The sequence below is a fragment of the Streptomyces sp. NPDC058052 genome (genome assembly GCF_042885515.1).
In the GTDB taxonomy this organism is placed as follows: domain Bacteria; phylum Actinomycetota; class Actinomycetes; order Streptomycetales; family Streptomycetaceae; genus Streptomyces.
This window is the reverse complement of the sequence record NZ_JBHVRX010000007.1, coordinates 198361-221816: the sequence shown is the minus strand read 5'-3', so window position 1 is coordinate 221816 and position 23456 is coordinate 198361. Positions and strand designations below refer to the sequence as shown.

Annotated in this window: 20 protein-coding genes; 11 read left to right on the top strand and 9 right to left on the bottom strand. The window is 73.3% G+C overall.

The window, feature by feature from the left end:
- Positions 1-43: 43 nt before the first annotated feature.
- Positions 44-2722: a BTAD domain-containing putative transcriptional regulator gene (locus ACFVU3_RS12995; protein ID WP_390065938.1), complete on the bottom strand. Its 2679-nt coding sequence runs from the start codon at positions 2720-2722 to the stop codon at positions 44-46.
- Between the two features lie 181 nt (positions 2723-2903).
- Entirely contained in the window at positions 2904-3992 is a 1089-nt protein-coding gene (ychF, locus tag ACFVU3_RS12990) for a redox-regulated ATPase YchF (protein ID WP_390065937.1), read from the bottom strand.
- A gap of 260 nt (positions 3993-4252) precedes the next feature.
- On the opposite strand from ychF, the gene ACFVU3_RS12985 reads away from it, so the two are divergent.
- A complete protein-coding gene (locus ACFVU3_RS12985) occupies positions 4253-4822 on the top strand; it encodes a DUF6542 domain-containing protein (RefSeq protein WP_390065936.1) in 570 nt (189 codons plus the stop codon).
- Positions 4823-4906: 84 nt separating this feature from the next.
- Here the strand turns inward: ACFVU3_RS12985 and ppgK are convergent, their stop codons facing one another.
- Together ppgK and ACFVU3_RS12975 are read right to left on the bottom strand one after the other, a co-directional pair.
- Positions 4907-5671, bottom strand: a complete 765-nt coding sequence (gene ppgK / locus ACFVU3_RS12980) for a polyphosphate--glucose phosphotransferase (protein ID WP_390065935.1) — start codon at positions 5669-5671, stop codon at positions 4907-4909.
- A gap of 29 nt (positions 5672-5700) precedes the next feature.
- On the bottom strand, positions 5701-6726 hold the full coding sequence (locus ACFVU3_RS12975; RefSeq protein WP_390065934.1) for a 4-hydroxy-3-methylbut-2-enyl diphosphate reductase: 1026 nt from the start codon (positions 6724-6726) through the stop codon (positions 5701-5703).
- 54 nt (positions 6727-6780) lie between these two features.
- Here ACFVU3_RS12975 and ACFVU3_RS12970 point away from each other — a divergent pair, with 54 nt between their 5' ends.
- The 4 genes from ACFVU3_RS12970 to ACFVU3_RS12955 all read left to right on the top strand — a co-directional run bounded on the left by ACFVU3_RS12970 (position 6781) and on the right by ACFVU3_RS12955 (position 10814).
- Entirely contained in the window at positions 6781-8154 is a 1374-nt protein-coding gene (locus tag ACFVU3_RS12970) for an APC family permease (RefSeq protein ID WP_390065933.1), read from the top strand.
- Positions 8155-8381: 227 nt separating this feature from the next.
- Positions 8382-9587 carry an exodeoxyribonuclease VII large subunit gene (gene xseA / locus ACFVU3_RS12965; RefSeq protein ID WP_390065932.1) on the top strand — a complete coding sequence of 402 codons (1206 nt, stop codon included), beginning with the start codon at positions 8382-8384 and terminating at the stop codon, positions 9585-9587.
- Between the two features lie 96 nt (positions 9588-9683).
- The gene (locus tag ACFVU3_RS12960; RefSeq protein WP_390065931.1) at positions 9684-9926 is read left to right on the top strand and encodes an exodeoxyribonuclease VII small subunit; all 243 of its coding nucleotides are present in this window, start codon (positions 9684-9686) and stop codon (positions 9924-9926) included.
- 297 nt (positions 9927-10223) lie between these two features.
- Positions 10224-10814: a malonic semialdehyde reductase gene (locus ACFVU3_RS12955; RefSeq protein WP_390065930.1), complete on the top strand. Its 591-nt coding sequence runs from the start codon at positions 10224-10226 to the stop codon at positions 10812-10814.
- Positions 10815-10900: 86 nt separating this feature from the next.
- Here ACFVU3_RS12955 and ACFVU3_RS12950 read toward each other — a convergent pair whose 3' ends face one another.
- On the bottom strand, positions 10901-11425 hold the full coding sequence (locus ACFVU3_RS12950) for a DUF4245 domain-containing protein (RefSeq protein WP_390065929.1): 525 nt from the start codon (positions 11423-11425) through the stop codon (positions 10901-10903).
- Positions 11426-11551: 126 nt separating this feature from the next.
- On the opposite strand from ACFVU3_RS12950, the gene glpX reads away from it, so the two are divergent.
- On the top strand, positions 11552-12583 hold the full coding sequence (gene glpX / locus ACFVU3_RS12945; protein WP_376597429.1) for a class II fructose-bisphosphatase: 1032 nt from the start codon (positions 11552-11554) through the stop codon (positions 12581-12583).
- 82 nt (positions 12584-12665) lie between these two features.
- Here glpX and ACFVU3_RS12940 read toward each other — a convergent pair whose 3' ends face one another.
- Positions 12666-13037, bottom strand: a complete 372-nt coding sequence (locus tag ACFVU3_RS12940; protein ID WP_390065928.1) for a WhiB family transcriptional regulator — start codon at positions 13035-13037, stop codon at positions 12666-12668.
- Between the two features lie 152 nt (positions 13038-13189).
- On the bottom strand, positions 13190-14005 hold the full coding sequence (locus ACFVU3_RS12935) for a DUF1707 domain-containing protein (protein WP_390065927.1): 816 nt from the start codon (positions 14003-14005) through the stop codon (positions 13190-13192).
- Between the two features lie 228 nt (positions 14006-14233).
- On the opposite strand from ACFVU3_RS12935, the gene ACFVU3_RS12930 reads away from it, so the two are divergent.
- From ACFVU3_RS12930 to ACFVU3_RS12915, 4 genes are all read left to right on the top strand, one after another.
- A complete protein-coding gene (locus ACFVU3_RS12930; RefSeq protein WP_390065926.1) occupies positions 14234-15085 on the top strand; it encodes a LuxR C-terminal-related transcriptional regulator in 852 nt (283 codons plus the stop codon).
- A 152-nt stretch (positions 15086-15237) separates the two neighbouring features.
- Complete coding sequence (locus ACFVU3_RS12925; RefSeq protein WP_390065925.1) at positions 15238-17844, top strand: S8 family serine peptidase; 2607 nt, start codon at positions 15238-15240, stop codon at positions 17842-17844.
- Positions 17845-17989: 145 nt separating this feature from the next.
- Positions 17990-19660: a fumarate hydratase gene (locus ACFVU3_RS12920; protein ID WP_390065924.1), complete on the top strand. Its 1671-nt coding sequence runs from the start codon at positions 17990-17992 to the stop codon at positions 19658-19660.
- A gap of 168 nt (positions 19661-19828) precedes the next feature.
- Positions 19829-20455 (top strand): HAD family acid phosphatase, encoded by a 627-nt coding sequence (locus tag ACFVU3_RS12915; protein ID WP_390065923.1) that lies wholly within the window; start codon positions 19829-19831, stop codon positions 20453-20455.
- Positions 20456-20490: 35 nt separating this feature from the next.
- On the opposite strand, the gene ACFVU3_RS12910 is transcribed toward ACFVU3_RS12915, so the two are convergent.
- A complete protein-coding gene (locus ACFVU3_RS12910) occupies positions 20491-20988 on the bottom strand; it encodes a hypothetical protein (RefSeq protein ID WP_390065922.1) in 498 nt (165 codons plus the stop codon).
- Between the two features lie 102 nt (positions 20989-21090).
- On the opposite strand from ACFVU3_RS12910, the gene ACFVU3_RS12905 reads away from it, so the two are divergent.
- Positions 21091-21711, top strand: coding sequence for a lipoprotein (locus ACFVU3_RS12905; protein WP_390065921.1), 621 nt, complete (start codon positions 21091-21093; stop codon positions 21709-21711).
- Between the two features lie 96 nt (positions 21712-21807).
- On the opposite strand, the gene ACFVU3_RS12900 is transcribed toward ACFVU3_RS12905, so the two are convergent.
- Entirely contained in the window at positions 21808-23337 is a 1530-nt protein-coding gene (locus tag ACFVU3_RS12900; protein ID WP_390065920.1) for a ricin-type beta-trefoil lectin domain protein, read from the bottom strand.
- Positions 23338-23456 lie beyond the last annotated feature (119 nt).

Genomic DNA, 23456 nt, shown 5'->3' with positions numbered 1-23456 from the left:
AGTACAGACTCCGCCCCGGCACTGCCGTCCCGCTTGCGTATCGCTAACGCCCCGCCGCCAGCCGCGCGAGCCGCTCCGCCGCCCGCGCCGAACCCTCCGTGAATCCGGCCGCCTCGGCGTCGGCGGCGGCCCGTTCCAGCTGGTGGGCCGCCTCCTCGACCCGCCCGATGCCGGCCAGCGCCTCACCCCGCACGATCCGCAGCTGGGCCTGGACGACGACGGCGTCGGGGGCGACGAGTTCCCCCGCGCGAAGGACGTGCGCCAGGGCCTGCTCGTACTCCCCCGCGCCCAGGCAGTGCGCGGCCAGGTGCTGGAGGGTCAGCACCTGCGTGGACGGGTGCCCGATCCGGTCCGCGAGCGCGACCGCCTCCCCCATCAGCGCCCGGGCCCGGGCGCACTCCCCGGTGGCGTCGAGGACGGCGGCGTGGTTGACGACGGCGATGGCCTCGCTGATCGGGTCCCCGGCCAGCGCGGCGAGCCCCGGCGCCAGCTCCAGGTGGACGAGCGCCTCCGCGTGCCGCCCCTCCTCGTGCAGGATCCAGCCGAGCAGCGCCCGCGTCCGGGACTGCGCGTCGGGGTCCCCGGCCGCCTCCGCCGAGGCCAGGCCCGCCTCCAGGAGCGGGGTCCAGCCGTCCTGGAGCCGCATCAGCATCAGCGGCCAGGCCATCAGGGCGATCCGCCAGGCCCGGTCGTGCAGCCCGAGGGCGGCGGAGGCGGCCACCGCCCCCTCCAGGGCGGGGCGTTCGGCCGCGTACCAGTCGAGCGCGGCCTGACGCCCCTCGAACTCCGGGATGGCGGCGGGCCGGCGGGCGTCGGCGGGCAGCCCGTAGCAGGGCTGCGAGCCGGGCTCGGCCGCCGCGTCGGCCGCGAGCCCGGTGTACAGGTAGTGGTCGAGGAGCCGGCGCAGCCCCTCCGGGTCGGCCTGCGGGGCGAGCCCGCGGGCGTAGAGGCGTACGAGGTCGTGCGGGGTCCAGCGGCCCGGCACCGCCTCCGTCAGCAGGTGCGCGGCGGCGAGGCGCTCCAGGTCCGCCGTGGCCCGCGCCGGAGTGGTGCCGGTGAGCGCGGCGGCGGCGAAGTGGTCCAGGTCGGAGCCGGTGTGCAGGCCGAGCGCGCGGAAGGCGCGGGCGGCGGACTCCGGCAGCTGCTGCACGGTGAGCCGCAGCGCGGCGGAGACGCCGACGTCCTCCACGTCGAGGAGGGCCAGCCTGCCCTGCTCGTCGGCGAGTTCGCCGACCATCGCGCCCAGCGACCGCCCCGGCCGCTCGGCGAGCCGGGCGGCCGTCACCCGCAGCGCGAGCGGCAGCCCGTCGCAGAGCCCCGCGAGCCGGGCCGCCGCGTCGGGCTCGGCGGCGACGCGCGCCTCCCCGAGCACGGTCGCCAGGAGCTCCGTCGCGGCGTCCGGCGGCAGCTGGCCGAGCGGCACCGGGCGGGCCGCGTCGGAGGCGATCAGCCCGCCGAGCCGGTCCCGGCTGGTCACCACGGTCACGCACTCCTCGCCGCCCGGCAGCAGCGGCCTGACCTGCTCCGAGGAGCGGGCGTTGTCGAGGACGACGAGCATCCGGCGGCCGGCGGTCAGGCTGCGGAAGAGCGCCCCGCGCCCCACGGCGCTCTCCGGCACCCGCTGCTGCGGCACACCCAGCGCGAGCAGGAACTCCCGCAGCACGACCCCCGTCTCGGGCGCCGGGGTGTCGCTGAAACCGCGCAGGTCGGCGAAGAGCCGCCCGTCAGGGAAGCCGGCCCGGCGCCGGTGCGCCCAGTGCACGGCGAACGCCGTCTTGCCCACGCCGGCCGGACCGGTCACCAGACAGACGGGCCCCTCGCCCCCGCCGGCCGCGCGGTCGAGCAGCCCGGCCTCGGCCTCCCGCCCGGTGAACCCGCGCGGCGCGCGCGGCAGCAGCTCGGGGACGACGGCGGGCTCGGGCACCGGCGCCTCGGGCGCGTCCGGCACCGGAGCCGGCGCCGGTACCGGGGCGAGGACCGCCCCCTGGTCCCGCAGCAGCCCCGCGTACGTCTCGCTCAGCGCCCCGCCCGGGTCCACGCCCAGCTCCTCGGCGAGCAGCCGGCGGGTGCGGTGGTACCAGTCGAGCGCGTCCGACCGGCGCCCGGCCCGGGCCAGCGCCGTCATGAGCGCGGCGGCCAGCGACTCGCGCAGCGGATGCGCGACGGCCTCGGTCCGCAGCACGGCGGCGGCCCGCCCGTGCTCGCCCAGCTTCCCGTACGCCTCCGCCAGCGCCTCCACCGAGGAGAGCCGCAGCTCCTCCAGGGCCGTGGCGGCCGCCTCCAGCGGCCCGCTCGGCACGGTGCCGGTGAGCGCGGGCCCCTGCCAGTACGACAGCGCCTCGCGCAGCATCCGTACGCTGTCGGCGGCGTGCCGCTGGGTGCCCGCGAGGCCCACCAGCTCCTCGAACCGGTGCGCGTCGACCAGCGATTCCGGCATCCGCAGCAGGTACGCCGAACCCTGCGTGGTGAGCTCGACCCCGTACGCCTCCGCCCCGTGCACGGCGAGCAGCGCCCGCAGCCGCGAGACGTGCCCCTGGAGCACCGTCTTGGCGTGCGTCGGGGGCTCGTCCTCCCACAGCGCGTCCATCAGCCCCGTCACGTGCACGGCCGTGTTGGGGCGCAGCAGCAGCGCGGCCAGCAGACTGGTCCGCTTCGCCGGCCCCGTGGCGACGTCGCCGCCCTCCGTCACGACCGCGACGGACCCGAGCAGCCGGAACTCCACCCGTACCTCCGCGTCTCTCCCCCGCCGCTCCCCCGGCAGCAGAGAATACGCGGCGCTCCCACCCCCACCTGCACCGATCCCGCCGCGCGCCCCCGATTAGGCCGAAACCGACGCTCGGACACGAACCCGGAACGCCCGCACCACCCCCCAGGGCGGTACGGGCGCCGGGCGCGGACGCGGGTCAGACGTTGAAGCGGAACTCCACCACGTCGCCGTCCTGCATGACGTACTCCTTGCCCTCCATGCGGGCCTTGCCGGCGGCGCGGGCGTCGGCGACGGAGCCGGTCTCGACGAGGTCGGCGAAGGAGATGACCTCGGCCTTGATGAAGCCCTTCTGGAAGTCGGTGTGGATGACACCGGCCGCCTCGGGGGCCGTGGCGCCCTTCTTGATCGTCCAGGCGCGGGACTCCTTCGGGCCTGCCGTGAGGTAGGTCTGGAGGCCGAGGGTGTCGAAGCCGACGCGGGCGAGGATGGCGAGGCCGGGCTCCTCGGCGCCGACGGACTGGAGGAGCTCCATGGCGTCCTCCTCGTCCAGTTCGGTGAGGTCCTGCTCCAGCTTGGCGTTGAGGAAGATCGCCTCGGCCGGGGCGACGAGGGCGCTCTGCTCGGCCTTGAAGGCGTCGTCGGTGAGCTCGTCCTCGTCGACGTTGAAGACGTAGAGGAAGGGCTTGGTGGTGAGGAGGTGGAGGTCGTGGAGGAGCTCCGCCTTCTCCGAGCCCTGGACGATGCCCTGGGAGAAGAGGGTGTCGCCCTTCTCCAGGATCGCCTGGGCGGCCTCGACGGCGGCGACCTTGGGCGCCGTGTCCTTCTTGATCCGCATCTCCTTCTGGAGGCGCGGGAGGACCTTCTCGATGGTCTGGAGGTCGGCGAGGATCAGCTCGGTGTTGATCGTCTCGATGTCGTCCTTCGGCGAGACCTTGCCGTCGACGTGGACGACGTTCTCGTCCTTGAAGGCACGGATGACCTGGCAGATCGCGTCGGACTCGCGGATGTTCGCCAGGAACTTGTTGCCCAGGCCCTCGCCCTCGCTCGCGCCGCGCACGATGCCGGCGATGTCGACGAAGTCGACGGTGGCCGGAAGGATGCGCTGCGAGCCGAAGATCTCGGCGAGCTTGGTCAGGCGGGCGTCGGGGACACCGACGACGCCGACGTTGGGCTCGATCGTGGCGAACGGGTAGTTGGCCGCCAGCACGTCGTTCTTGGTCAGGGCGTTGAACAGGGTCGACTTGCCGACATTCGGCAGACCGACGATTCCGATCGTGAGCGACACGGTGGCGACTTCCCTAGATACGGATGATGGGTCGATCCCCCAGTTTACGGGGGGCCCGGCGCGGCCCTCACCGGCCGTCGGCGGCGGCGGGCGGCGTCCTCCGGTCGAACTGCGGCCCGAGGTCACCCAAAGGGCGTGTCCCGGGCACGTCCCGCCGCCTCCCGACCTACGTTGGTGAGGTGGAGCAGCACAGGACAAGCCAGCCGCCAGGCCGCCGACGGCCGCAGACCCCTCTCACGCCGCCCGGCGCACTCGTCGAGGTGGAGGGGGGTGCGACCGGGGCGGCCACCGTCTACCGGGTCGGCACCCCGGCGGCCGCGCGGCGGCCCGCACCGGTCGTGCAGGCCCTGCGGCGGCTGCCCGCGCCCCGGCTGACCGGGCTCGGCGCGGGGCTGTTCGCCTCGGCCGCGATGCTCGTCGTCGGGTTCCTGGACCGGCTCGTCCTGGACGGTTCGCCGCTGGCGTTCGGGCTGCTGTTCCTGCCGGTGAGCGCGCTGACCGCGCTCTGGGTCCGGACCGCCGACCTGGTGACCGCGCCGATCGCCGTGCCGATCGCCTTCGCCGTCGGTGTCGTGCCGATCGCGGGCGGCACCGGGGGCTTCGGCGGCCAGGCCATGGCCGTGGTCACCGCCCTCGCCGTGCACGCCGGCTGGCTGTACGGAGGCACGCTGATCGCCGGGGTCATCGCGAGCGTGCGGAAGGCGCGGGACATGGGCCGGCGCCGCCGCCGCCCGCCGGCCGCCCCCTCGGGGGCGCCGCGCGGCCGGACCGGGGACGGTCCCGCGCGCCGCGACCGGCCCCCCGCGCGGAGCCGGCGGACCACCCCGTAGTCGCGGCCCCGTAGCCGTACGGGTCCCGGGGCCCCGTCCCGATCCGCCGGACGTTCCCCGGGCGTGCCCCCTCCGCAGTGCCCCCTACGAAGGGGGCGAGGTGCTCGCCTCGGCGCTCGCGGCCATCGCGGCGCCGACGATGCCCGCGTCGTTCCTCAGCTCCGCCGGGACGATCTCGGCGCGGATGCCGTCGAGGTAGGGCAGGAACTTGTCGGCCTTGCGGCTGACTCCCCCGCCGAGGATGAACAGCTCGGGCGAGAAGAGCATCTCGACGTGGGCGAGGTACTTGCGGAGGCGCTTGGTGGCCCAGTGCTCCCAGGTCAGCTCCTCGTCCTCGCGGGCCTTGGAGGAGGCGCGCTTCTCGGCGTCGTGGCCCTTGAGCTCCAGGTGGCCGAGCTCCGTGTTGGGGACCAGGCGGCCGCCGGTGAAGACGGCGGAGCCGATGCCGGTGCCGAGGGTCAGCAGGATCACCGTGCCGGTGCGGCCCCGGCCGGCGCCGAAGGTCATCTCGGCGACGCCGGCCGCGTCGGCGTCGTTGAGGACGGTGACCGGGAGCCCGCCGACGGCCTCGCCGATGAGGGCGCCGGCGTCGGTGCCGATCCAGGACGCGTCGACGTTGGCGGCGGTACGGACCGTGCTGCCGGTGACGACGCCGGGGAAGGTGACGCCAATGGGGCCGGTCCAGCCGAAGTGCGCCACGACCTCCGCGACGCGGCCCGCGACATCGCTCGGTGTCGCGGGCCGCGGGGTGAGGACCTTGTGCCGCTCCTCGGCGAGGGCGCCGCGCCCGAGGTCCACGGGGGCGCCCTTGATGCCCGAGCCGCCGATGTCCACTCCGAAGACGTTCATGGACTCACGTTACGGGCATCCGCCGGCGACTACTCCTTGACGAGCTCGGCGGCCTCGGCGCGCAGGTCGCGGCGGAGCTCCTTGGGGAGCGAGAAGGTGAGGGTCTCGTCGGCCGTCTTGACCAGCTCCACGTCGGCGTAGCCGCGCTGCGCCAGCCACTCCAGGACCTCCTGGACCAGCACGTCGGGGACGGAGGCGCCGGAGGAGAGGCCGACCGAGGTCACGCCCTCCAGCCACGCCTCGTCGATCTCGCTCGCGAAGTCGACCAGGTACGCGGCGGGGACGCCGGCCTGCTTGGCGACCTCGACCATGCGGATCGAGTTCGAGGAGTTCCTGGAGCCGACGACGATGACGAGCTCGGCCTGGCCGGCCAGCTCCTTGATCGCGATCTGGCGGTTCTGCGTGGCGTAGCAGATGTCGTCCGACGGCGGGGAGATCAGCTGCGGGAACTTGTCCTTGAGGGCGTCGACCGTCTCCATGGTCTCGTCGACCGAGAGGGTGGTCTGGGAGAGCCAGACGACCCGGGAGGGGTCGCGGACCTCGACCTTGGCGACGTCCTCGGGGCCGTCGACGAGCTGGATGTGGTCGGGGGCCTCGCCGGAGGTGCCGATGACCTCCTCATGGCCCTCGTGGCCGATGAGGAGGATGTCGAAGTCCTCCTTGGCGTAGCGGATGGCCTCCTTGTGGACCTTGGTGACCAGCGGGCAGGTCGCGTCGATCGTCGCGAGCCGGCCCTGGCGGGCCTCCTCGTGGACGGTCGGGGCGACGCCGTGCGCGGAGAACATCACGATGTTGCCCGGCGGGACCTCGGTGGCCTGGTCGACGAAGATCGCGCCCTTCCGCTCCAGCGTCTGGACCACGTACTTGTTGTGCACGATCTCGTGGCGGACGTAGACGGGGGCCCCGTACTGCTCCAGGGCCTTCTCCACGGCGATCACGGCACGGTCCACGCCCGCGCAGTAGCCGCGGGGAGCGGCGAGCAGGACACGCTTCGGGCGGTCGGTCGCGGGGGCGGACTCGGGCGTCGGCGCGGGCGTTGCAGTCATGCGCCCCATCGTAAGGCCGCGTCGGTCAGCGGTGGGAGCACGACCGTGGCCGAAACTGGCGCCATGGCTGAGAACGCGCAGGTGAACGGCGGGACGGCGGGGCAGCCGGACCATGAGGGGCTCCGCCGGACTCTCGGATTCCGGGACCTCGTGGTGTACGGACTGCTGTTCATCGCCCCCATGGCCCCGGTCGGCGTCTTCGGCACCCTCGACGCGAAGTCCGGCGGCGCGGTCGCACTGGTGTACGTCGTGGCGACGGTGGCCATGGCGTTCACGGCCTTCAGCTACGCGCAGATGGTCCGGGTCGCCCCGCTGGCCGGGTCGGTCTTCGCGTACGCCCGCAAGGGGCTCGGCGAGGGGCCCGGCTTCATCGCCGGCTGGATGGCGATGCTCGACTACCTGCTCATCCCCGCCGTCGCCTATCTCTTCGCGGGGATCGCGATGGAGGCACTGGTGCCCGAGGTGCACCGGTGGGTGTGGACGGGGCTCGCGGTGGTGCTGACCACCCTGCTCAACCTGTGGGGGGTGCGGGCCGCGGCCCGGGTCGGCTTCGCGGTGCTGGCGATGGAGATCGTGGTGCTGCTGGTCTTCGTGGTGTCGGCGGTGGTGGTGCTGGCGCGGGACGGGGCGCGGCGCGACTGGTGGTCGCCGCTCACCGGCGACGGGACCTTCTCGCTCGCGGCGGTGATCGGCGCGGTGTCGGTGGCGGTCCTGTCGTACCTCGGCTTCGACGCGATCGCCACCTTCGCGGAGGAGGTCACCGGGGGCTCGGCGAAGGTGGCGCGGGCGCTGCTCTTCTGCCTGGTCCTGGCCGGTGTCCTCTTCATCGCCCAGACCTGGCTGGTGGCGCTGCTGGAGCCGGTCTCGTCGGCGGAGCTCGCGGCCGACCCCGGGAAGCAGGGGTCCGCCTTCTACGACGCGGTGGACAGCTCGGTCGGCGGGTGGCTGCACGACCTGGTCGCCGTGTCGAAGGCGATCGGCGCGGCCTTCGCGGCGCTGGCCGGGCAGGCGGCGGGCGGGCGGCTGCTCTTCGCGATGGGCCGTGAGGGCCGGCTGCCGCACGCGCTGGCGCGGACCGACTCGGGCGTGCCCCGGGTGGCGCTGCTGGTGTCGGCGACGGTGACGATGGCCGCGGCGGTGTGGGCGGCCCGCCGCGACGACGGCCTGGACCACCTGGTGTCGGTGGTGGACGTCGGCGCGCTGACGGCCTTCGTCCTGCTGCACGCGAGCGTGGTCGGCTGGTTCGTGGTGCAGCGGGCGGAGGGCGAGCCGCACTGGCTGCGGCACGTGGTCCTGCCGATGGTGGGCACGGCGATCCTGGTCGCGGTGATCGTGGAGGCGTCCCCGGCGGCCCAGCTGGTGGGCGTGATCTGGCTGGGCGTGGGCCTGGTCGTGCTGGCGGTGCAGGGGGCGGGGCGGGGTCCGGCCGGGCGCTGAGCCCCCGCCGGGGATCCCCCTCCGCGGGCGCCGCCGGAGGCGGGGGCAGAGGCGCCGGAGGCGGGGGCAGAGACGCCGGAGGCCGCGGCTTCCGCCATCCCGCGCGGCGCCGGCGTCGCCGGAGGGCACGGCTCCCCCCTCCCGCGCGGCGCCGGCGTCGTCCGGGACCGCGCGTTCCCCTCCCGCGCGGCGCTGACGTTGTCGGAGGGCGCGGTTACGCTCGGTGCATGGGTCTGACTACGTCCGCCGAAGCGCCGCTGCCCGTGGGTGAGGTCTCCCGGATGATCGGGGGATGGATCGACCGCCTGGGGGCGATCTGGGTCGAGGGGCAGATCACGCAGCTCTCGCGCCGCCCCGGCGCCGGGGTCGTCTTCCTGACGCTGCGGGATCCCTCGTACGACATCTCCATCGGGGTGACCTGCTACCGGCAGGTCTTCGACGCGGTGGCCGACGTCGTCTCGGAGGGCGCCCGGGTCGTCGTGCACGCCAAGCCGGAGTGGTACGCGCCGCGCGGGCAGCTGTCGCTGCGGGCGGTGGAGATCAAGCCGGTCGGGATCGGCGAGCTGCTGGCCCGGCTGGAGCAGCTGAAGCGGGGGCTGGCGGCCGAGGGGCTGTTCGCGCTCGACCGGAAGAAGCCGCTGCCGTTCCTGCCGGGGCTGATCGGCCTGGTCTGCGGCCGGGCGTCGGCGGCCGAGCGGGACGTCCTGGAGAACGCCCGGCGCCGATGGCCCGCCGTCCGCTTCGAGGTGCGGAACGTGCCGGTGCAGGGCGTGAAGGCCGTGCCGCAGGTGATCCAGGCGGTCCGGGAGCTCGACGCGCACGAGGACGTGGACGTGATCGTGGTGGCCCGGGGCGGCGGCAGCGTCGAGGACCTGCTGCCCTTCTCGGACGAGCAGCTGATCCGCGCGGTGGCCGCGTGCCGGACGCCGGTGGTGTCCGCGATCGGGCACGAGCCGGACTCCCCGCTGCTCGACCTCGTGGCGGACCTGCGGGCCTCCACGCCGACCGACGCGGCCAAGAAGGTCGTGCCGGACGTGGGCGAGGAGCTGGAGCGGGTGCGCGGGCTCCGCGACCGGGCGCTGCGGACGGTCCGGGGGCTGCTGGACCGGGAGGAGCGGGGTCTCGCGCACGCGCTGGCCCGGCCGGTGATGGAGCACCCGCGGCGGATGGTGGAGGTCCGGGAGGACGAGCTGGACGCGCTCCTGGCGCGCAGCCGGCGGGTCCTGGGGCATCTGCTGGACCGGGCGGACTCGGAGCTGGCGCACACCCGGGCGCGGGTGCGGGCGCTCTCCCCGGCGGCGACGCTGGAGCGCGGGTACGCGGTGCTCCAGCGGACGGACGGGGCGGTGGTCCGCGCGGCGGAGGAGGTCGCGGAGGGCGAGGAGCTGCGGGCCCGGGTGGCCGACGGCGAGTTCACGGTGCGCCGCACGTAGCCGGGTCGGGGGCGGGCACGGGCGCGGGCCGGGCGCGGGCCGGGCGCGGGCGCGGGATACACGAGGGTCGAGTTGAGTCACGGAGACGGAGAAGACATGGCAGGCGGTACGGAGACGGCGGCGGCGCTCGGCTACGAGGAGGCCCGCGACGAGCTGATCGAGGTCGTCCGGCGACTGGAGGCGGGCGGCACGACGCTGGAGGAGTCGCTGGCGCTCTGGGAGCGCGGCGAGGAGCTGGCGAAGGTCTGCCGGCACTGGCTGGAGGGGGCCCGCGCCCGGCTCGACGCCTCGCTGGCCGCCGAGCGGGCGGAGGAGGAGTCCGGGGCCGGGGACGAGTGACGGACGGCGCGCAGGAGTCCGGGCATGAGTGACGGAAGTCCGGGGCACGAGTGACAGGCGACGCAGGGGTCCGGGGACGAGCGACGGGAGTGCGGGGACGAGCGACGGGCGGCGGAGGGATCGGCCCCGGTGCGGGGGCCGGCGGGGCGGGGATCCGGTGCCGTTAGACTGGCGCGAGTGAAGCGGATCACTATCCGGATCGGATAGTTGAATTTTCACCAATCCTGGGCGTACTGTCGAGACATCGCCCGGGATTCCCCGCCGGGCGGTCCCCTTGCAGTCCGGAAGGTACGCAGCATGTCCCTCGTTCTCGACCCCGCCGCCCAGGACCTCCTCTTCCGCGAGGCCCGCACCGCCAACACGTTCACCGACGAGCCGGTGACCGACGAGCAGGTCCAGGCGATCTACGACCTGGTGAAGTACGGCCCCACCGCCTTCAACCAGACCCCGCTGCGCATCACCCTGGTCCGCTCCCCCGAGGCCCGCGAGCGCCTGGTCGCGCACATGTCCGAGGGCAACCAGGCCAAGACCGCCGCCGCCCCGCTGGTCGCGATCCTCTCGGCCGACAACGAGTTCCACGAGGAGCTCCCGGCCCTGCTCCCGCACTTCCCGCAGGCCAAGGACATGTTCTTCGCCGAGCGCCCGGTCCGCGAGGGCTCCGCGCTGCTGAACGCCGCCCTCCAGGCCGCGTACTTCATCGTGGGCGTCCGCGCCGCCGGCCTGGCCGCCGGCCCGATGACCGGCCTGGACTTCGCCGGCCTCCAGAAGGAGTTCCTGGACGCCGACCACACCCCGCTGATGGTCGTCAACATAGGCAAGCCGGGCGAGGACGCCTGGTTCCCGCGCTCCCCGCGCCTGTCCTACGACGACGTCATCACGACCGTCTGAGCCCGACCGGCCCATGAGAGAGCCCCCCGGCGCCCTGCGCCGGGGGGCTCTCTCATGCCCTGGGGGACCGGACGCCCCCAGGGGCATCAGACCTGCTTCGACCGGAGCGCGCCCGCCATCTCCGCGAGCGTCTCGAAGGACGCCGTACCGGTCACGACCGTGGTCGCCCCGCCGTCGGTCCGCACCAGCGCGTCGTACTTGGGACCCTCCCAGCGCTGCCACACCTGACCGGCCACCGTCTGCGTCTTCCCGGTGTTCTTCGCCTCGTGCGTGACCTTCGGCACGTACTTCTTCGCCTCGGCGGTCGACTGGTTCACCGAGACGTACTGGGTGTCCGGCGAGAGGAAGCCGAGCTGCCAGGCGTTCGCCTGCTCGCGCTTGTACGAGACCACCGTCGCCTTCCATCCGTCGCCGAGGCCCTCGGGGGCCATGACCGGATAGGGCGCCGCACGCTGGGCCGTGATCAGCTCGACCCGGTAGTCCTTGGCCTTCACCGGCTCCGCGTCCTCGTCGTGCGGGATGAAGAGATACATGACCCCCGCGGCGACCATGATCACCCCGAGGGACTGGAACATCCCGCGTACCGTCTGCCTGCCTCGCTTAGCTGCCACGCCCCATATGGTCGCATCACGGTCCCGCGCTCATACGTGGACCCCTCTGCTCAATTTGTCGACCTGGCGATAGAGTCGCAGCACCCTCCTTTTTCCGGCCGTCGTCGTACAGAAAGGTGCGCTCCGATGACCGAGCACCACCTCCCCCCCGAGCTTGAGGTCTCTCCCGAGGCCCCCGACCGCAACCTCGCCCTCGAACTGGTCCGGGTCACCGAGGCCGCCGCGATGGCCGCCGGCCGCTGGGTCGGCCGCGGCGACAAGATCGGCGCGGACGGCGCCGCGGTCAACGCGATGCGGACCCTCATCTCGACCGTCTCGATGAACGGCGTCGTCGTCATCGGCGAGGGCGAGAAGGACGAGGCGCCGATGCTCTTCAACGGCGAGCGGGTCGGCGACGGCACCGGCGCCGAGGTCGACATCGCCGTGGACCCGATCGACGGCACCACCCTGAACGCCAAGGGCATGCCGAACGCCATCGCCGTGCTCGCCGCCGCCGACCGCGGCTCCATGTTCGACCCGTCCGCGGTCTTCTACATGGACAAGCTGGTCACCGGCCCCGAGGCCGCCGACTTCGTCGACATCAACGCGCCCGTCTCGGTCAACATCCGCCGGGTCGCCAAGGCCAAGGGCATGCAGGCCGAGGACGTCACCGTGGTCATCCTCGACCGCCCCCGCCACGAGGGCATCGTCAAGGAGATCCGCGAGACCGGCGCCCGGATCAAGTTCATCTCCGACGGCGACGTGGCCGGCTCCATCATGGCCGCCCGCGAGGGCACCGGCGTCGACCTGCTCATGGGCATCGGCGGCACGCCCGAGGGCATCATCTCGGCCTGCGCCATCAAGTGCCTGGGCGGTGTGATCCAGGGCAAGCTGTGGCCGAAGGACGACGCCGAGCGGCAGAAGGCCCTCGACGCCGGCCACGACCTGGACCGGGTCCTCACCACGACCGACCTCGTCCGCGGCGACAACGTGTTCTTCGTCGCCACCGGCATCACCGACGGCGAGCTGCTGCGCGGGGTGCGCTACCGCTCCGAGACGGCGACCACCCAGTCCCTGGTCATGCGCTCGAAGTCCGGCACGATCCGCCAGATCGACTCCACGCACCGGCTCTCGAAGCTGCGCGCGTACAGCGAGATCGACTTCGACCGGGCGAACTGACACCGGTCCGACGACGGCAGCGAGAAGGGGCGCCCCCTGTGCGGTGGGGGCGCCCCTTCCCGTACGGAACGGGTGCGGCCCGTCAGCCGGCCTGGGCGATCCGCTCCGAGGCGGCCGCCTTGCGCAGCTCCACGTCGCGGCGCCGGCGCCGGGCCAGGACCACGCGGCGCTCGGCCGCGGTGAGTCCGCCCCACACGCCGTACGGCTCCGGCTGGAGCAGCGCGTGCTCCCGGCAGTCGACCATCACCGGGCAGCGGGCGCAGACGCGCTTGGCCGCCTCCTCGCGGGCCAGCCGCGCGGCGGTCGGCTCCTTGGAGGGAGCGAAGAAGAGTCCGGCCTCGTCCCGGCGGCACACCGCCTCCGCGTGCCAGGGGCCGTCCGCGTCCTCCCGCGCGGGAGCACGCTGGGGCGGCACGGCGGCTACCGGGAAGGGCTGATGCGGCGGATGCAGCACGGTCTACTCCTGACGACGGCTTCGCGAGCGAGCAGCGATGCACCAGCCCTACCCGCTGTGCGCGCGCCTATGCACTGCGTGCGGCTCCCATCCGGAGTCCGGACCCCCGGCGGCGAATTCCGGTCACCTCCTGGCCGATACGCGTGGGGCGCTCAGTGGCCCAGGTGCTTGCGGATCTTGCTCTGGAGATCGACGACCCACTTGCCCCGCTTCGGTCTCGCCTCCACGTTCCCGCACACCGCGTAGCCGTTGACCACCACCAGCGGCGCCTGCGGGTCGACCCCCTCCAGGGTCGTGACCTCGAAGTTCCCGAGGATGCCGGTGCCGGAGCCGCGCAGGCTGATGTTCTCGGGGACGCGGATCTCCACGTTCCCGAAGATCGAGGTGGCGTTGATGGTGGTGAGCGGCTGGGCGAAGATCGCCTCGGTCAGGTCGATCTCGATGTTCCCGAAGATCGCGAAGGCGTTGGTGCGGCGGGCGACCCGCCAGCGGCCCTTGCGGGTGGTGCTGGAGAAGACCGCGAGCAGCTGGTCCGCGTTCCCCTCCGCGTCCTCCGGGCCGTACGCCGCCGGGGCCGGCTCCGGGCGGGGCGCGGACGGGCCCCGGTCCGCGGCCGGCAGGTCCCGCACGATCGGCTCCAGCTCGCCCACGGTCTTCGCCCGGTAGACCGCGTCGACCCGCTCCGTGTGCTCCTCCGTGTCCAGCCGTCCCTCCGCCAGCGCCTGCGCCAGGATGTCCGCGATCCGGTCCCGGTCGGCGTCCGAGGCCCGGAGCGCGCCCTGCGGGTCGGCGTAGGCCGGAGCGGCGGGGCGCGCGGGGGCGACGGGAGCGGTGGGGGGCGTGGGGAGTGTGGAGGCGGCGGGAGGTGCCGGCGCCTCGGGCGGCGCCGGTGCCTCGGGCGCAGCCGGCGCCTCGGGCGGGGTCGGGGCGGGCTGCTGCGCGGGGTCGGGCTGCTTTTCGAGGTCCACGTATCCACCCTGACACACGCGATAGATCGCGACCAGGGCTTCGGTCCCCCATCTCTCCCCTAGGGGACGCGGCCGGCCTGCGGCGGCGGGCCTCCCGGGGGTCGATGGCGGGTTGCGTCGCGGCGGGAACCCGCCGTTCCGCAACGCTCCACCGCGGCACCGCCTCCGCCAGGATGGCGGGCGGACCGGCGGGGGCGGGCGACGGGAGGGGTGACGGACGTGACGCGCATGACGGAAGTTCAGAACGGTTGCCGGCAGGGCCCCGACGCGTTCGAGGGGCTCGTCCTCCAGCGCCTCGACGAGATCCGGCGGGCCCTGCGGGTCGCCGAGACCGGTCCCCCGCCGCCGGGCGTCCCCGCCGGGTCGGACGTCGAGGTCGTCACCGGGGCGCGGGCGATCGCCGAGCGGTACCAGGCGCTGCAGCGCTCGGCCCGCCGCGAGATCCTGGCGCTCTCCGCCGGACCCGTCGTCGCGGTGCCCGCCGCGGCCAACTCCGGGCAGCGGGAGGCGATGCGGGCCGGCGTGCGGTACCGGGTGGTCTACGAGCGGGACGCGCTCGCCCTCACGGACTCCGACACCCCGCCGCTCCTCGAACACTGGGCGTCGCTGGGCGAGGAGATGCGGGTCGCCTTCGGACTGCCGCTGAAACTGGTGCTCGTGGACCGGGTGCGGGCCCTCGTCGTCCCCCTCGCGGACGCCACGGACGGCACGGGCGGCGGCGCAGTCGGCACGGGCGGCACTGACGGCACGGGCGGCGCGGGCGAGGGCGGCGAGCCGACCGCGACGGTGCTGCGGTCGCGGCCGCTGCTCGACGCGCTCGGCTGGATCTTCGACCGCGTCTGGGACAGCGCGCTGCCGGTGCCGGTGGCGCTCGCGGCGGCCGTCGACGGGCCCCTGACCACGGAGGACCGGCGGCTGCTCACCCTGCTCCTGAACGGCTACACGGACCAGGCGATCGGATCCCAGCTGGGCGTCTCGGAGCGCACCGTGCAGCGGCGGGTGCGCAGGCTGCTGGCCCTCGCCGGCGTCCGCAGCCGCCTCCAGCTCGGCTGGCACGCCGCCCGCCACCACTGGCTCTGACCGCGGGCGCGGGCCCCTCGGAGAGGCCGGGCGCGGGGGTGTCGGCTTTACGACACGGCGGTAAGCCGACAGCGGCGAGGGCCTGTTGGGCGACCGGGGGCGTGGCAACGTGTCCGGCGTTCGCACACCAGGACGCCGCCGGAAGGACATCCATGTCCCGTCGCAGATCCACCGCGATATCCACCGCCCTCGCACTGGCCGCCGCCTCCCTCGCCCTCACCGTGGGCCCCGCCGCGGCCGGCACCGACCCCGGGTCCGCGCCCGCGGTCGACAAGCTGGGCGCCCACGACCGCGCCCTGCTCGGTCAGTACGAGCGGCGGCACGCCACCGCCCGGAGCTCGGCCACCGCGCCCGGCTTCGCGACCCTGATCGTCGCCGTCGCCGACGGCCGTACCGCCGAGGCGGAGGCCGCCCTCGCCGGGCTGGGCGTCGGGACGATCCGTACCGACGAGTCCGTCGGCTACCTCAAGGCCAACGTCCCCTTCGACCTCGTCGAGCGGGTCGCCGCCCTCGACTCCGTCGCCGCCGTCGACCTCGACGAGCTGCTGGAGATCGAGGACACCCGCGTGGACGGCGGCGCGGCCGCCCCCGCCGGCAAGCCCGGCGGCACGCTGCCGGCCGCCCCGTCCGCCGCCACGCCGGACGCCAACCCGTACATGCCGACCCGCGAGACGGGGTCGACGGAGTTCAAGGAGGCCCACCCGGCCTTCGACGGGCGCGGGGTGACCATCGGCATCATGGACACCGGCGTCGACCCGACGCACCCGGCGCTCGCGCGGACGACGACCGGCGAGCACAAGCTGGTCGAGACGGTGACGGGCACGGACCCGAACAACTTCATCGACCTGCTCTTCGACTCCAGCTGGTTCCTGATGGGCAAGCAGCAGGAGGGTCCGGTCGTCGTCACCCCCGACGGCCAGGCGTGGACCGCCCCGGCCGGCCCCGGCCTGCGGGTGCAGAACCGCGCGGTGACGATGCCCGGCGGCAAGCAGCAGAAGCTGGGCGTCCTCTTCCGCGACGCCGACGGCGCGATCTGGGTCGACACGGACGGCGACTTCGACTTCACCGACGAGGAGGCGATGCGGCAGTTCGGCGTGGACCGCCAGATCGGCCGGCTCGGCACGGACGACCCGGCGACGCCGCTCAACGAGCGCGTGCCGTTCACCGTGCAGTCGAAGAAGATCAACGCCACCACCATGGGCGTGAACGTCAACGTCATCACCGAGGCGCACGGCACCCACGTCGCCGGCATCACCGCCGCGCACGGCATGTACGGCGGGGCCATGGACGGGCAGGCGCCCGGCGCCCGGCTGGTCTCGATGAAGGCGTGCCACTCCCTCGGCTGCTCCTCGGCCGCGCTCACCGACGGCATGATCGACCTGGCCACGAAGTACGGCGTCGACGTGATCAACATGTCGATCGGTTCGAGCCCCGAGTTCAACGACGGACAGAGCGCCCGCGCGCTCGTCTACAACCGCCTGATCGACAGCACCGGCGTCCAGCTCTTCATCTCGGGCGGCAACTCCGGCGCCGGGACGAACACGGTCGGCGACCCGACGGGCGGCGACAAGGTGGTCAGCGTCGGCGCGGCCGTCTCGGACGACACCTGGTGGGCGAACTACGGCTCGCAGGTGAAGGACGCCCGGGCGATGTTCCCGTTCTCCTCCCGCGGCCCGCGCGAGGACGGCGGCTTCAAGCCGGACATCACGGCGCCGGGCGCGGCGGTCTCCACCACCCCGGACTGGATCGCCCCCGCCTCCGTGGCCGAGACCGGCTACCAGCTGCCGCCCGGCTACTCGATGATGAACGGCACCTCGATGTCGTCCCCGCAGGCCGCCGGCGCCGGTGCCCTGCTGCTCTCCGCCGCGCGGCAGACCGGGGTCTCCGCCTCCCCCGCCGAGCTGCGGTCGGCGATCTACTCGACCGCCCGCTGGAACGGCAGGGCCGACGCGGTCGCCCAGGGCCGCGGCCAGTTCGACGTGCCGAAGGCGTGGTCCGTGCTCGGCAAGGGCAAGGCGGCCACCGCCGACGCCGTCACCGTCTCGGCGCCCGTCTGCACCCCGCTCTCCGACAAGCTCGTCACCCCGCACCGCGGCGGCGGCCTCTTCAACAGCTGCGCCCCGGGCGCGGGCGGCCAGGCCGTCGGCGAGGAGCGCACCTACGAGCTCACCGTGACCCGCACGGCCGGCGCGGCCGGGCCCGTCGCGTACGAGGTGGGGCTGAAGGGCGGCGGCGGGACCTTCTCCGTGCCGTCCTCCGTGGTCCTCGCCAAGGGCGTGCCGACCGCCCTGAAGGTCACGGCGAAGCCGGGCACCCAGGGCGTCCACTCGGCGGTCCTCACCCTCGACGACCCGAGGACCCGGGCGACCGAGCAGCACACGATGCTCGCCGTCGAGGCCGCGGTCCCGCTGGCGGCCGGCACCCCGCTGACCGTCACCGGCGTCTCGCACCGGAACGACACGATCCACTACACCGTGGCCGTGCCCGCCGGGGCGAACGCGCTGACCGTCTCCCTGGACGGCCTGGACGAGGGCAGCCAGACCCGCTGGTGGGCCTTCAGGCCGACCGGCGTCTCCGGTGAGTCCTCCGCCGCCGGCACGATCTACTGCTACAACAACTACCTCGACGGCTACGGCTGCGACCCGGGGACCCGGACCTACGCGAAGCCCGCCGCGGGGGTGTGGGAGCTGGTCGTGGAGTCCCGGCGCACCTCCCCGCTCTGGGCGAACCCGTACGCCCTGCACGTCTCCGTCTCCTGACGGAACACGCCACATCGGCGCGGTCCCGGTCCCTGGTGAGCCTTACCTCACAGGATCGGGGCCGCGCGCTCGTTCTACGCTGGAGGGCGCGCCCGCCAACGGAGGCGGCGCGCTGCTGTCTGCCGAGTGAGGAATGGCTGCCGTCATGCCAGAGTTTGCGTACTCCGATCTGCTCCCCGTGGGAGAGGACACCACGCCCTACCGCCTGGTGACCGCCGAGGGCGTCTCCACCTTCGAGGCCGACGGCCGTACGTTCCTCAAGGTCGAGCCGGAGGCGCTGCGCAAGCTGGCCGCCGAGGCCATCCACGACATCCAGCACTACCTGCGCCCGGCCCACCTGGGCCAGCTGCGGAAGATCATCGACGACCCGGAGGCGTCGGGCAACGACAAGTTCGTCGCGCTCGACCTGCTGAAGAACGCGAACATCGCCGCGGCCGGCGTGCTCCCGATGTGCCAGGACACCGGCACCGCGATCGTCATGGGCAAGCGCGGCCAGAACGTGCTGACCTCCGGCCGTGACGAGGAGGCCCTGTCCAAGGGCATCTACGACGCCTACACCAAGCTGAACCTGCGCTACTCGCAGATGGCCCCGCTCACCATGTGGGAGGAGAAGAACACCGGCTCGAACCTGCCCGCGCAGATCGAGCTGTACGCGACCGACGGCGGCGCGTACAAGTTCCTCTTCATGGCCAAGGGCGGCGGCTCGGCCAACAAGTCCTTCCTCTACCAGGAGACGAAGGCCGTCCTCAACGAGGCGAGCATGATGAAGTTCCTGGAGGAGAAGATCCGCTCGCTCGGCACGGCCGCCTGCCCGCCGTACCACCTGGCGATCGTCGTCGGCGGCACCTCCGCCGAGTTCGCGCTGAAGACCGCGAAGTACGCCTCCGCGCACTACCTGGACGAGCTGCCCACCGAGGGCGACGCCGCCACCGGCCACGGCTTCCGGGACAAGGAGCTGGAGGAGAAGGTCTTCGAGCTGACGCAGAGGATCGGCATCGGCGCGCAGTTCGGCGGCAAGTACTTCTGCCACGACGTCCGCGTCGTCCGCCTCCCCCGCCACGGTGCCTCGCTGCCCGTCGCGATCGCCGTCTCCTGCTCGGCCGACCGCCAGGCCGTCGCGAAGATCACCGCCGAGGGCGTCTTCCTGGAGCAGCTGGAGACCGACCCGGCGCGCTTCCTGCCGGAGACGGAGGACGCCCACCTGGACGCGGGCGACGTCGTGCGGATCGACCTGAACCAGCCGATGGACCAGGTCCTGGCCGAGCTGACCAAGTACCCGGTCAAGACCCGGCTCTCGCTGACCGGTCCACTGGTCGTCGCCCGTGACATCGCGCACGCCAGGATCAAGGCGCGGCTCGACGCCGGCGAGTCCATGCCGCAGTACATGAAGGACCACCCGGTCTACTACGCGGGCCCGGCGAAGACCCCCGAGGGGTACGCCTCCGGTTCCTTCGGCCCGACGACGGCCGGCCGGATGGACTCGTACGTGGAGCAGTTCCAGGCGGCGGGCGGCTCGATGGTGATGCTGGCGAAGGGCAACCGCTCGCAGCAGGTCACCGACGCGTGCGGCACGCACGGCGGCTTCTACCTCGGCTCCATCGGCGGCCCGGCGGCCCGCCTCGCCCAGGACTGCATCAAGAAGATCGAGGTCCTGGACAACGAGGAGGACGGCATGGAGGCCGTCTGGAAGATCGAGGTCGAGGACTTCCCGGCGTTCGTCGTCGTCGACGACAAGGGCAACGACTTCTTCCAGAACCCGGCGCCGGAGCCGACCTTCACCCACATCCCGGTGCGCCAGGGCTCCCAGCTGTCGTAACCCGCGGTAGCCGTCCACCCGCCCCCCCGGTCCCCCGCGGACCGGGGGGGCGGTGTCGTCTCCCGCTCGGAAAGTCGCTACCGACCGGTAGCCAGCCGGACACTTACTGGTCAGTATGGGACGCGAGCATGTCAACCACTGAGACGGTCGACCCCTCGGGAGCCCCCCATGCCCTCCGCCAAGTCCGCAGCCACCGCCACCGGCCTCCTCGGCCTCACGGCGCTCCTCGTCGTCGGACCCGCGCCCGCCGCCTCCGCGGCCGACCCGGACACCCACCTCACCTCCGCCGCGGCAGTCGAAGGGGTCGACTACACGACCTGGCGCCGTGACGTGGCCGCCGTCGTCGCCGAGGCCCGCCCGTACATCGAGGAGCGCGCCGAGGACGCCGGCACCGAGAAGCAGGCGATCGTCCTCGACATCGACAACAGCTCGCTGGAGACGGACTTCCACCCCTTCTGGGAGCTGCCGACCCCGGCCATCCCCGAGATCCACGCCCTGGTCCGGGACGCGCACGCGCGCGGGGTGAAGGTCTTCTTCGTGACCGCCCGCCCCGGGATCATCCACTCGCTCACCGACTGGAACCTGAAGAAGGTCGGCTACCCGGTGGACGGGCTGTACGTGCGCTCGCTGCCCGACCTGTTCGCCGAGGTCAGCGCCTACAAGACGGAGAAGCGCGCCGAGATCGAGGCCAAGGGCTACACGATCATCGCGAACATCGGGAACAACACGACCGACATCGTCGGCGGTCACGCCGAGCGCGCCTTCAAGCTGCCGGACTACGGCAAGCTCTCGTGACCCCGGTCGGAGGGACCCGGTCACCGTGGCCCCGGTCAGCGGGTGAGGTGGAACTCCAGCCGTGAGTAGTCGCCGTCGGGGGTCGAGCGGATATAGCCGCGGACGTCCTTGAAGTCGCCGGTGCCGCCGGTGACGGCGATGTCGAACGCGGCCGGGGCGTCGTCCGTGGGGTCGACCGAGAGCATCGTCTGCCCGGCGATCTGGCCTCCCGGGCCCCCGTTCAGGACGAAGTTGCCGACGCAGAGGAGGTCGGCCGGGTTTCCGGCGCGCACCACGGTGCAGCCGACGCCGTCCCGGCCGACCGACTCGCCGCCCTTGGTGCGGGAGAGGTCGTCGGCGAAGGCGAAGGAGTCGCCGACCGCGGGTGCCTGGTCGGTCTCCCCGCTGTCGTCCGCCGGGACCTCCTTGGCGTACAGGGTGAACTCGAACCCGTCGGCCGCGGGCGCGGCGGCGACCGGCGCGACGGCCGTGAAGGCGACGGCGGCGGCCGTCGCGGCGCCCAGTGCGCCGATCCTCCTGAAGCTCCGGTTCATGGACTGCCTCCCTGGCGGGGTGTGGATCTCCCCCCTGCGGGCCGTCCTCACATTGTGCGGCCGCCGTCCGGGTGACGCACCCCCGTCAGGAATGATGGGGCCATGCCAGTAAGAGCCCCCCTTCTCGGTCCCGCCCTGCTCGCGGCGGCCCTGCTGACCGCCTGCGGCACGACTCCGGAGCCGGACGCCCGGGCGTCCGCGGCGCCGTCGCCCACCCCCACGCCGACGGCGTCCCCCGCCCCGAGGACGGCCTCCCTCGGCGGCCCCGGCACCGCCTGCGACCTCCCCGTCTCGTTCTCCCTCACGGAGGACTGGGAGCCGACCGAGGTGGAGCCGCCGGCCGACCCCGACTTCGCCGAGCTGATACGGCAGGGCCCGGCCACCATCGTGTGCGAGGCGAAGGCGGAGGGGAGCTCGGACATCGGCTTCCTGCGGGTGTGGACCGCGCCGAAGGGGCCGGCCCGGGCCACGCTGGACGCCTTCGTTAAGGCCGACAAGAGCAAGGGCACCACCCTGACGGACCTGAAGGTGGGCGGCGTGCCCGCCGTGGAGGCCCGCTACTCCGTGTACAGCGAGCTCATGGAGGAGTGGCGGGACGGGCGGTCCTTCGCGCTGGTGACCGCCGGGGGCGTGGTCGTGGTGGAGCTCGGCGGCCTCGACTCCGGGGAGGACGAGATGGTCGCCGCGTACGAGCGGGTGAAGTCGACCCTGAAGGTGTCCTGAGGCCCGGGCGGGAAGGTCCGCGCCGCTCCCGTGACAGGGCCGTGGCCCCCCGCCCCGCACCGGACGGAGGGCCCACGGCGTTCTCGGTCCCGCCGGCTAGGCGAACTTCTGGTTCGCCGAGCCGTTGCAGGTCTGGAGCCGGACCGGCTCCTTCGCGGCCCCCTGCGTCAGGCAGAGGCCGGTCGCGGCGGCGGGCCGGATCGTGGCGCCGTCGCGGACGAACCTCTGGTTGGCGGCGCCGCCGCAGTTCCAGACGATGAGCGCCTTGCCGGCCTGGTAGGCGGCTCCGGGCACGTCCAGGCAGCGGTCCTGGGTGAGTTCGGTGTGGACGGTCTTCCGGGCGGAGTCGTACCACCAGCCCTGGTTGCGGCCGCCGTGGCAGTCCCAGCCGAGGACGGCGGTGCCGTTGGCGGATTCCGAGGCGTTCACGTCGAGGCAGTTGCCGGTCGCCTCGTTCCGCAGCGGCTCGAAGACGTCGTCCCAGGCGACCGGGAAGAGCGTCGGGGTGCCGGAGGAGTTGACGTCGGCACAGCTCGCCTCGCGCAGGCCCGAGGCGTAGAGCTGGGTCAGACAGGAGGCGAAGGCGGCGTGACCGCTCTTGTTGGGGTGGAAGGACTGGCGGGTGGAGTTCTCGTCGATGCCGCCGGGCTTGGAGAGGTCGATGTAGAGACCCCGGGCCCAGGTGTCCTCCATGCAGACCTCGTGGCCGTGGAAGAGCCGCGAGTTGTCGAGGTAGACGGCGCCGGTGGAGGCGGCGACCTTCCGCATGCCGCGCTCGAAGGCCGGGACGGCGGTGTTGCGGCCCCACTTGGTGTCGGAGTCGTAGCCCATGCCGCCGCAGACCAGCTTGCCGGGGAAGCCCGGGTTGTCGTAGAAGTCCGGGCCGATCGGGCTGGGGTAGCCCATGACGACGAGCTTGTAGTCGCCGTCGGCGTACCCGGCGTCCCGCATGACCGTCTTCAGGTCGCGGACGGTCTGCTCGACCTTGGGGACGAGGGCGTCGACGCGGGCCTGCCAGCCGGGGGCGTACTTGGGCTCGCAGGTGCCCTGGCTGAGCACGTACCGGGTGACGCAGTCGGTCATGACGGGGCCGAACTGGAGGTCGTCGTTGGCCCCGGCGACCAGCAGCACCATCTTGATCCGGGTGTTGCGGGCCTTGATGGCGAGGTTGTCGCTCTGGACCAGCTCGTCGGCGTACTGCTTGCCGCCGCCGATCCGGATGTTCCCGGTGTAGGCGCCGGAGCAGGACACGTTGAAGGTGAGGTCGGCGGCGATCCCGGTGCGGTGGATGGCGGCGTCGGGAGAGCGGTGGCACCAGTTGGTGGGGCCGTTGGTGGGGGCCTCGTAGCTGCCGACGCCCTCGCCGGAGATCTCGCTGTCGCCGAGCGAGATCAGGCCGGTCTTCCGCTGGTCGAGGGGGCGTTCCTCGGGGCTGCCGTAGATCCTGGTGGCCTCGGCGGCCCGGATCGTCTCGAGGGCGGGCGGGAGGGGTACGGAGGCGACGGCGGCCTTCGTACCGGTGTCGGCCGCTCCGGCGGGGGCGGCGGCGGTGAGGGAACCGAGTGCGGCGGCGGCTGCCGCGACGGCGGCGATGGGCCACCGGAGTCTGTACCTGGTGCGCGTCATTGCGCCTCCTGGAAGTGGGGTTACCCACGGTTTTTACTGGCCGGTACACGCCTTGGGAATACATCGAACAAGACAAGTGCTCATCTTTTTGAGGATGTTGGGGAAGCTGAGCACGCCCG